This is a genomic window from Streptomyces aureus, from assembly GCF_001418135.1.
GTDB lineage: Bacteria > Actinomycetota > Actinomycetes > Streptomycetales > Streptomycetaceae > Streptomyces > Streptomyces aureus_A.
The window spans coordinates 1-9,719 of sequence record NZ_LIPQ01000128.1 but is presented as its reverse complement, the minus strand read 5'-3'; the positions used below and the strand labels follow the sequence as shown (position 1 = coordinate 9,719).

At 72.6% G+C, this 9,719-nt stretch carries 9 protein-coding genes; 4 read left to right on the top strand and 5 right to left on the bottom strand.

All coding sequences use genetic code 11. From position 1 onward, the window contains the following. Positions 1-474: DUF4097 family beta strand repeat-containing protein (locus AOK00_RS12865; RefSeq protein ID WP_055600444.1), on the top strand; the 474-nt coding region annotated here is incomplete at its 5' end. A gap of 68 nt (positions 475-542) precedes the next feature. Beyond that, complete coding sequence (locus AOK00_RS12860) at positions 543-2,828, top strand: S9 family peptidase (RefSeq protein WP_055600443.1); 2,286 nt, start codon at positions 543-545, stop codon at positions 2,826-2,828. A gap of 67 nt (positions 2,829-2,895) precedes the next feature. Here the strand turns inward: AOK00_RS12860 and AOK00_RS12855 are convergent, their stop codons facing one another. Together AOK00_RS12855 and AOK00_RS12850 are read right to left on the bottom strand one after the other, a co-directional pair. Next, the gene (locus AOK00_RS12855; protein WP_055600442.1) at positions 2,896-3,453 is read right to left on the bottom strand and encodes an AAA family ATPase; all 558 of its coding nucleotides are present in this window, start codon (positions 3,451-3,453) and stop codon (positions 2,896-2,898) included. Further along, complete coding sequence (locus AOK00_RS12850) at positions 3,450-4,418, bottom strand: EamA family transporter (RefSeq protein ID WP_055600445.1); 969 nt, start codon at positions 4,416-4,418, stop codon at positions 3,450-3,452. Before AOK00_RS12850 ends, AOK00_RS12855 begins: the two co-directional genes overlap by 4 nt. A gap of 110 nt (positions 4,419-4,528) precedes the next feature. Between AOK00_RS12850 and AOK00_RS12845 the strand changes: the two genes are divergently transcribed. Both AOK00_RS12845 and AOK00_RS12840 read left to right on the top strand, forming a co-directional pair. Next, positions 4,529-5,458 carry a LysR family transcriptional regulator gene (locus AOK00_RS12845; protein WP_055600441.1) on the top strand — a complete coding sequence of 310 codons (930 nt, stop codon included), beginning with the start codon at positions 4,529-4,531 and terminating at the stop codon, positions 5,456-5,458. 113 nt (positions 5,459-5,571) lie between these two features. Next, positions 5,572-7,398: a glycoside hydrolase family 3 protein gene (locus tag AOK00_RS12840; RefSeq protein WP_055600440.1), complete on the top strand. Its 1,827-nt coding sequence runs from the start codon at positions 5,572-5,574 to the stop codon at positions 7,396-7,398. Positions 7,399-7,461: 63 nt separating this feature from the next. Here the strand turns inward: AOK00_RS12840 and AOK00_RS12835 are convergent, their stop codons facing one another. The 3 genes from AOK00_RS12835 to AOK00_RS12825 form a co-directional block, all read right to left on the bottom strand. After that, the gene (locus tag AOK00_RS12835; RefSeq protein ID WP_055600439.1) at positions 7,462-8,907 is read right to left on the bottom strand and encodes a S28 family serine protease; all 1,446 of its coding nucleotides are present in this window, start codon (positions 8,905-8,907) and stop codon (positions 7,462-7,464) included. A 99-nt stretch (positions 8,908-9,006) separates the two neighbouring features. Next, on the bottom strand, positions 9,007-9,432 hold the full coding sequence (locus AOK00_RS12830; RefSeq protein WP_055600438.1) for a hypothetical protein: 426 nt from the start codon (positions 9,430-9,432) through the stop codon (positions 9,007-9,009). Between the two features lie 90 nt (positions 9,433-9,522). Further along, positions 9,523-9,719: hypothetical protein (locus tag AOK00_RS12825; RefSeq protein ID WP_055600437.1), on the bottom strand; the 197-nt coding region annotated here is incomplete at its 5' end.

The following is a 9,719-nucleotide window of genomic DNA, read 5'->3' as shown; positions in this document are numbered from 1 at the left end:
CCCGCGAAGAACAAGATCCTCGGCGACTCCGGCTCCGTCGAGGTGACCGTCCAGCTCCCGGCCGGCTCCCGCGTCGAGGCGAAGAGCGCCGCCGCCGGACTCCGCGGCGTCGGACGGCTCGGCGACGTCGTCTTCGACGGCGCGCAGGGCACGGTCAAGCTCGACGAGACCGCGAGCGCCCACCTCACCCTGCTCGCCGGGGACATCACGGTCGGCCGCCTCGGCGGCGCCGCCGAGATCAGCACCAAGAAGGGCGACCTCCGCGTCGAGGAGGCCACGCAGGGCACGGTCGTGCTGCGTACCGAGTCGGGCGAGATCGTGGTCGGCGCCGCCCGCGGAGTCTCCGCCACGCTGAACGCCGGCACCGCCTACGGCCGCGTCCACAACGCGCTCACCAACACCGACGGCGCCGAGGCCGGCCTGAACATCCACGCCACCACCTCGTACGGCGACATCACCGCCCGCAGCCTCTGAACCACCCCGGCGGCGCGACCGCCGGTCCCACGAGCTTCATCGACCGACTCCGAGGACGGACAAGCAGAATGAGCACCACTCAGAACTACCAGGCCGCCGAGCAGCTCCTCCGTCGTCCCGCCCGCCCGGGCGAGCTCGTCGTCGGTGACAGGGTCAGACCGCAGTGGATCGACGGGGGCGCCCGGTTCTGGTACGCGGTGAGCAACGGGACCGGCAGGCGGTTCATGCTGGTCGACCCGGCGGCGGGCACGCGTGAGCCCGCCTTCGACCACGCCCGGCTGGCAGCCTCGCTGGCCACCGCCGCCGAGCGGCAGGTCGACCCCGAGGCCCTGCCGTTCACCGGCATCGAACCGGCCGGGAACGAGGTCACGTTCGTGGCGTTCGGCGCGTACTGGCGCTGCGATCTGAACAGCTACGTCTGTGAGCCGGCCGAGTTCACCGCCCCGGGCAACCCGCTGGACGTGACGTCGCCCGACGGGAAGTCCGCGGTGTCCCAGCGGGGGCACGACCTGTGGGCCCGCTCGCTGTCCGACGGCCGCGAGTGGCCGCTGACCACCGACGGCGCACCCGGTCACGCCTACGGTCCGGGTCCCTCCGCGACCGCCAACGCCACCCTGCTGCGCAAGCTCGGCGTGCCCTACCTGCCGCCCGCGGTCGCCTGGTCGCCGGACTCCACGAAGGTCCTCGCCCACCGGACCGACGAGCGCGAGGTCCGCGGGACCCACCTCGTGGAGGCGATGCCCGCCGACGGGGATGCGCCCCGCCTGCACACCCAGCCGTTCGCGTACGCCGGGGACGAGCATCTGCCGCTGGCCGAGCTGGTCGTCCTCGACGTCGCCGAGGGCACGGTGGTCCGCGCCCGGACCGAGCCGCTGATCATGACCCATGTGTCCCCGATCACCGTGAAGTGGGCGTGGTGGGCCGCGGACGGCTCCGCCGTCTACTTCCTCGCCCGCCCCCGGGACCAGCACTCCCTCACCCTGAACCGCCTCGACCCGGTCACCGGCGAGGTCACCACCGTGATCAGCGAGTCCGGGGAGACCCGGGTGGAGCCCAACCAGTGGATGACGGAGCCGCCCCTCGTGCGCGTGCTCGCCGACGAGGTGCTGTGGTTCTCGCAGCGCGACGGCTGGGGCCACCTCTACCGCTACGACCTCCACACCGGTGAGCTGCTCGGCCGGGTCACCGCCGGGCCGTGGCTGGTGCGGCAGATACTGCGCGTCGACGAGGCCGCGCGCGTCGTGTACTTCACGGCCTCCGGGCTCGTCGACGAGGACCCGTACCGGCGCACGGTGTGCCGGGTCGGCCTGGACGGCTCCGGCTTCGCCAAGGTCACCGCCGACACGCTCGACCACCTGGCGGTCCTGCCGGAAGCCCCGTACGACCAGGAGTACTTCATCGACTCCGCGTCCGCCGTCGACACCGCCCCCGTCATCACGGTCCGCGACTGGACCGGGCGGGTGCTCGTCGAGCTGGAGCGCGCCGACATCACCAGGCTCACCGCCACCGGGTGGACCGCTCCGGAGCGCTTCCGCGTCAAGGCGGCCGACGGCGAGACCGACATCTACGGGGTGCTCTACCGGCCGCGGGACTTCGACCCCGCCCGGTCCTACCCGGTGGTGGACAACCTCTACCCCGGCCCGCAGGTCAACCGGGTCGCCCCGTGCTTCGACCCCGGCGGCATGGGCATGGACGCCGAACCCCTCGCGGCACTCGGCTTCGTGGTCATCGCGCTCGACGGCCGGGGCACTCCTGGCCGGAGCAAGGCCTTCCACGACGCCTCCTTCGGCCGGCTGGCCGACGCCGGCTCCCTGGCCGACCATGTCGCGGCCCTGGGGCAGCTGGCCGAGACCCGGCCGTGGATGGACCTGGAGCGGGTCGGCGTCTTCGGCCACTCCGGGGGCGGGTTCGCCGCGGCCCGCGCGATGCTGGACTTCCCCGGGACGTACAAGGCCGGGGCCGCCCTCTCCGGCTCGCACGACGCCCGCACCTTCAACGCCGGCTTCGTCGAGTCCTACGACGGCGCGGACAACCCCGAGGCCTGGGCCCGGACGTCCAACCTGGACCTCGCCGACCGGCTGACCGGCAAGCTGCTGCTCGTCCACGGCGACATGGACGACCAGGTCCACCCGCACCAGACCCTGCGGTTCGCCGACCGGCTCCTCGCCGCCGGCAAGGACTTCGAACTGCACGTCGTGCCGGGCGCCGAGCACACCTTCATCGACTGCCTGGCCCATGTCCGCACCCGCTGCTGGGACTTCCTGGTCCGCGAGCTGATGGGCACGCTGCCGCCCGCCTACCGACCGGCCCCCATCGTGATCGGCCCCGAGCTGCTCGCCGACATGTTCGCCTGACCGCGACGCCACGGACGGGAGCGAGCCCGGCGGACCACCACCGAGGTGGGGGTCCGCCGGGCTCCTTCTACGGGGCCAGGCCGGTCGCCGCGAGGACCGCGTCCACCGTCTCCGCCACCGTCAGTTCCGCGTTGTCGATCCAGACGCCCTCGCCCGACAGCTCCGCGCGCATCGCCTCGTCCAGGAAGGCCCAGTTGGTCGTCAGGCGCTTGTCGCGGGCGTTGTTGCGTTCCCAGGCCTTGTCGGGGCCGGGGGCCAGGATCACCACGTGGAGCGCGGCCGCCTTCGTGTGGGCGCGGTAGTGGTCCAGGTGGGAGCGGCGTACGACCACGTCGTCGAGGACCGGGAGGAAGCCGGCCGCGGCGAAGCTGTCGGCGAGGAGGCAGGCGTTGCGGGCGCGCAGCAGGATCTGGCGGTCCGCCTCCGGGTCGCCGTCCGGGCTCGGCCAGTGGCAGCCGCTCACGATGAGGGACTGGAGGCCGTCGACCTCGATGTGCGCGGCACGGGCGAAGCGGGCCGCGAGGGCGGCCGCGACGGTGGACTTCCCGCTTCCGGGGATGCCGACGAGCAGCACGGCTCCGGGGGCGGGTTCCGCGGCGTCGACGGTGATGTTCTCGAAGGTCATGCGGGCCTTTCCTCGCTGGTCGTACGCCGTTCCCCAACGAGCGGACGGCCGGTCGACGATACGGCCACGGGCTCCGGCGTCGCCATCGGATTCCCGGCCCCGGTGGCCCGCCGGCCCGGCGCGAACGACGTCAGGGCCACTCCCCCGACGAGCAGCGCCGCCGCGCACCAGCGGGCCGGGCTCACTCCCTCGCCCAGGACGAGCGCCGCCGAGGACATCCCGAAGACGGGCACGAGGAGGGAGAAGGGCGCGACGGAGGAGGCCGGGTAGCGGCGGAGCAGCAGGCCCCAGGCGCCGAAGCCGAAGACGGTCGTGATCCAGGCGGCGTAGACGATGACGCCGACGCCGGTCCAGTCGAGCCCGCGCAGGGCCGCGAGGTCGCGTTCCGGGCCCTCCAGGAGGAGGGAGAGGCCGAGCAGCGGCAGGACGGGGACGGTGCTGACCCAGACCATGAAGTTGAGCGCGTCCGGCGGGGAGGCCTTGCGGGTCAGGACGTTGGAGACGCCCCAGCAGGCCGCCGCGGCGATCACGAGGGCGAAGCCGGTGAGGGAACCGGCCCCGCCCTCGTCGGCCGCCGCCACACCGATGCCCGCCAGGGCGACTCCCATGCCCGCGAGCTTGAGGCGGCCGGGGCGTTCGCCGAGGGCGGTGAAGGCGAAGAGGGCGGTGAAGACGGCCTGGACCTGGAGGACGAGGGAGGAGAGCCCGGCGGGGGCGCCGAGGTCCATGCCGGTGAAGAGGAGCCCGAACTTGGCGACGCCGAGGACGAGTCCCACCGCCAGGATCCACTTCCAGGCCACGGTGGGCCGGCCCACCAGGAGGACGGCGGGCAGGGCGGCGGCGAGGAAGCGGAGGGCCGAGAAGAGCAGGGGCGGGAAGTGGTCGAGGCCGATCTCGATGACGACGAAGTTGACTCCCCAGACGGCGGCGACCAGGGCGGCGAGGGCGAGGTGGGCGGGGCGCATGCGATCGAGCATGGCCGCCGTGGACTGTGTAGCACCAGCACGGGTTCCTTCATGGTGGGATGTAGCGACGCTTCATCCATCCGTCCCGCGCATCGAAGAGGAGGAGCGCCGTGCTGGACCTCGGCCGTCTGCGCGCCCTGCACGCCGTCGCCGTCCACGGCAGTGTCGGCGCCGCCGCCACCGCCCTCGGCTACACGCCGTCCGCGGTCTCCCAGCAGATCGCGAAGCTGGAGCGGGAGACCCGTACGACCCTGCTCGAACGCAGCGGCCGCGGCATCCGCCTCACCGACGACGCCCATCACCTCGCCGCCACCGCCCGGCAGCTGCTCACCCTCGTGGAGGAGGCGGAGGTGCGGCTGGAGGAGCGGCGCGGCCGGCCCGCCGGGAGGCTCGCGATCGGCTGCTTCGCGAGCGCGGCGCGCGGGCTGATGCCCCGGGTGCTCGCGGAGCTGGGCCGGGTCCATCCCGATGTCGACGCCCGGCTCTCGGAGGTGGATCCGCATGTGTCGATCGACCTGGTGGCGCGCGGGGTCATCGACCTCGCGGTGGCGCACGACTGGGACATCGCCCCGCTTCCCGTGCCGCCGGGGGTCGAGCAGGCGGTGATCGGCGACGACCTGTGCGACATCCTCGTCCACCGGGGCCATCCGCTCGCCGCGCGGGACTCGGTGCGCCGGGAGGAGCTGGCGGCGGAGCGGTGGATCTCGCAGCCGCCGGGGACGGTCTGCCACGACTGGCTGACGCGGACGTTGCGGGAGACGGGTTTCGAGCCGCTGATCGCCCATCAGGCGGAGGAGAACCACACGCAGGTCGCCCTGGTCGCGGCCGGTCTGGGGATCGCGCTGGTGCCGCGGCTGGGGCGCGGGACGCTGCCGCCGGAGGTGACGCCGGTGCGGCTGGACCCGATGCCGACGCGTCGCCTGCACGCCATGTGGCGGACCGGGGCGGCGCGGCGCCCGGCGATCCGGGAGACGGTCCGTACGCTCCAGGAGCTCTGGCCCGGGATCGCCGCCGTGGGCGATTCGTGCGCGGGTCCTTGACCTGGCAGTTACTTTCGGGCTATCCGTGACTCCTTGGAAGTTTCCTTCAGAGGCGGCTTCCGAGGATTTCGCGCATGGATCCCTTCAACCTCGCACGGCCGGAAGGAGCATCAGTGCACCACCGCGCCCCCGCCCCCTCCCGACGCACCCTCCTCACGGTGACCGCCGCCGCGGCAGCGGCCGCCGTCACCGGGGTGAGCACCCCCGCCCTCGCCGGGCAGGACCGGCACGACGACCGGAAGCTCCGGCGGATCATCGACCGCATGTCCCTTCAGGAGAAGGTCGGCCAGCTCTTCGTGATGCGGGTGTACGGCCACTCCGCCACCGCACCCGACCAGGCCGACATCGACGCCAACCTCGCGGAGATCGGTGTCCGTACGGCCGCCGAGCTGGTCGAGCGCTACCACGTGGGCGGCGTCATCTACTTCTCCTGGGCCCACAACACCCGCGACCCGCAGCAGATCGCCGCGCTCTCCAACGGCATCCAGCAGGCGGCGCTCGCGCAGCCCACGCCGATCCCCGCGCTCATCTCCACCGATCAGGAGCACGGCATCGTCTGCCGGGTGGGCGAGCCCGCCACCCTGGTGCCCGGTGCGATGGCCCTCGGGGCGGGCGGTTCGCACGCGGACGCCCGCAGGGCGGCGCAGATCGCGGGCGCGGAGCTCGCGGCCGTCGGCATCCGGCAGAACTACGCCCCGGTCGCGGACGTGAACGTCAACCCGGCCAACCCGGTCATCGGCGTCCGTTCCTTCGGCTCCGACCCGACGGCGGTCGCCGGCATGGTCGCCGCGCAGGTCAAGGGCTACCAGCGGGCCGGGGTCGCGGCCACCTCCAAGCACTTCCCGGGGCACGGCGACACCGCCGTCGACAGCCACTACGGCCTGCCGACGATCACCCACACGCGGGCGCAGTGGAGCGAGCTGGACGCCCCGCCGTTCCGGTCCGCGATCGCCGCCGGGATCGACTCGATCATGACCGCGCACATCGTGGTCCCGGCGCTCGACCCGAGCGAGGACCCGGCGACGCTGTCCCGGCCGATCCTCACCGGCATCCTCCGCGAGGAGCTCGGCTACGACGGTGTGGTGGTCACCGACTCGCTCGGCATGGAGGGGGTGCGCACCAAGTACGGCGACGACCGCGTCCCGGTCCTCGCCCTGAAGGCCGGTGTGGACCAGCTGCTCAACCCGCCGAAGCTGGACGTGGCCTGGAACGCGGTCCTGAAGGCCGTCAGGGACGGCGAACTGACGGAGGCCCGGCTCGACGAATCGATCCTGCGGATCCTGCGGCTCAAGTCGAAGCTCGGTCTGTTCCGGAACGCGTACGTCACCCGGGCCGGCGTCGAGCGGGTGGTCGGCACCGCAGCCCATCTCGCCCAGGCCGACCGGATCGCCGAGGCCACCACGACCCTGCTCCTCAACGAGGGCGGTTTCCTGCCGCTGAGCCCGGCCCGCCAGAGCTCGGTCCTCGTCGTCGGCGCCGACCCGGCCTCCCCGTCCGGTACGACGGGCCCTCCGACGACGACGCTCGCGACCGCCCTGACGGAGCTGGGGTTCACCGCGACCTCGCTGTCCACCGGGATCACCCCGACGGCCGCGAAGATCGAGGAGGCGGTGGCGGCGGCAGCGGGCAAGGACGTCGTCGTGGTGGGGACGTACAACGTCACCGCGACCAGCCCGCAACGCACGCTCGTGGCGCGGCTCGTGGCGACCGGGGTGCCCGTCGTGACGATCGCGATCCGCAACCCGTACGACATCGCCCGGATCGGCGGCCAGCGGGCGACGCTCGCCGCCTACTCCTGGACCGATGTCGAACTCCGGGCCGCCGCACGGGTCCTGGCGGGCAGGGCCGGGCCCGGGGGCCGCCTGCCGGTCCCGGTGCTGAGCGCCGACGACCCGGCGAAGGTGCTCTACCCGGTGGGACACGGCCTGTCGTACCGCTGACAGGGCTGATGCGACGAAGGGGGTGGGGCGCGCCGCCGGACGCACCCCACCCCCTCGAAGCGGTTACGGCCGCAGGCCGTGCTCCTTCGTCGCGTCCTCGTCGACCTGCTTGTCGAGGCGCGCGTCGAAGCGGGCCAGCGGCTGCGCCGCCTGGACGGCCGGGGCGGGCACGCCGGCCCAGGCGAGGATGCGGGCGGTGGCGTTGTTCCGCTCGGCCTCGACGAGCCCGGCGACGTTCGCACCGTGGTTGGCGCCCGGCGCCACGTACACGTAGCTGTCGCGCGCGCCCTTGCCCAGGTGGAACTTCTCGGAGCCCCACGGGTCGTTGCCGCCGTACACGAACAGCATCTTGTCCGCGTTCTTGCGGACCCAGTTGTCCACGTCACGCATCGCGTGCTGCTTGAACTTCATCGGGATCTCGCGCGGCACGAAGTTGCGCGCGGGCTGGTAGCCGTAGCGGCTCAGGCCCTTGAGGTGCGGCTGCTCGATGTCGGGCGAGCCGAGCTCGGTCGCCGCCTGGTAGTAGTACGGCGTGTACGGCTCCAGGCCCTGGTCGGTGTAGGCGGCCCAGCCGGAGTAGGCGTCGATCGTCTCGTAGACGGTGTCGTCGCCGGCGGTCTTCGCGTCCGGGATCTGGTCGCAGACGTCCTCGCCGTAGTACTGCCAGAAGCCCCACACGAAGTCGAGGACGACGGCCTCGAAGGCCTTGTCGAGCGTGCCGATCGTGTTGAAGGTGGCGCCCTCCGACTCGGCCCACGCCTTGTACTTGGCCTCCAGGGGCGCGCGGCGGACGAGGGCCTCGCGCTGCATGTCGTTCAGGCGGTCGCGGCACTCCTTGGTGCCGACGGTCGCGAAGAACCGGTCGTAGGCCGAGTCCTCGTTGTTGACCACGTCGTTCGGGGCGACGTAGGCGACGACACCGTCCATGTCACGCGGGTAGAAGCGCTCGAAGTAGGTGGCGGTCATGCCGCCCTTGGAGGCGCCCGTGGAGAGCCACTTCTGGCCGTAGATCTTCTTCAGCGCGGTGAAGATCCGGTGCTGGTCGCTGGCCGCCTGCCAGATGTCGAGCTTCGACCAGTCGGCGGGCTGCGGACGGGACGGCGTGAAGAAGCGGTACTCCATGGAGACCTGGTTGCCGTCGATGATCCGCGTCGGCTCGGCGCGGCTCGGGGTGGTGCTCAGCGAGTATCCGCTGGTGCGGAAGACGGTCGGGCGGCTCGTGTCCTTGTGGAGGACGGAGATCCGCTGGTCGAACGTGCCGGCCCACGGGCGCCGGTGGTCGATCGGCTGCTTGTAGTTCAGGACGAAGAAGCGGTAGCCCGCGTACGGCTTCTCCTCGATCAGACTCATCCCGGGGATCGCCAGGATGCGGTCCTTGATGTCCGTGCTCTGCGAGTCGACGACGGCCGTGCTGCCCGTGTCCGTGTCCGCGGCGGTAGCCACGCCGGTCGGTGCCACGGTGCCTATGAGCACCGAAAGCGACAGCGCCCATCTCAGCGACTTGCGCATTCACCCTCCCCTTGGTTCACAACGGTGTCGCGAACCTAGCGGGGGCAACGTGTGGACCGCCAGCCCCAGTTGCTCCTTACCCTTGGACTTTCCTGTACATCAGCACAGGATCCAGGTGGTGGAGGTGCCCCGACCGGCCACCGAACCGCTCGCCCGGACGCAGCGGTTGAGGGCGTGGACGGTGACGGGCCCGGCCTGCCGGTCGAACCGTCCGGCCCGGACGGCGGGGCGGCCGCCGCGCGGCTGGAGGGAGACGGCCATCGGACGGCGGGCGCCTGGGTGCTTGGCGACGGTGACGGCGCAGACGTAGTGGCGGGTGCGGTAGAGGCGGAGCTCGCCGGTGGCGAAGGGGATGGTCCGGGTGGGGCGGCCCTGGCAGACGGAGACGGCCTCGGCGGTGCCGGCGGCGGCTCCGGGGACGAGGGTGGCCGGGGTCAGGACCAGGGCGAGGGCGGCGAGGAGCGGCGCGAGGACCCGGGCGAGCAGCCGTGGGCCACGTCGTGCGTGCTGCGTGTCCATGGACATGCGTTCCCCTCCCGAGTGGATCGACGTACAGGCGTACGACGCGCCCCACCGCGGAATGGTTGCCTCCGACCTGGGCGCCCCCAAGCCCCCCTAGGCGAACGCGGTGAGGAGGAAGAGCAGGAAGACGCCCTCGGCGCCGAGCTGGGCCCAGAGCGCCGCCCGGCGGATCTCGGGGCGGGAGGAGCTCTGCACGGTGACGAGCGCCGCGAAGGCGATCGCCAGGGCGGCGACGTACAGGAAGCCGGGGGTGCCGTCGCAGGCCTCCCCGTAGGTGAGGCACCGGGCGG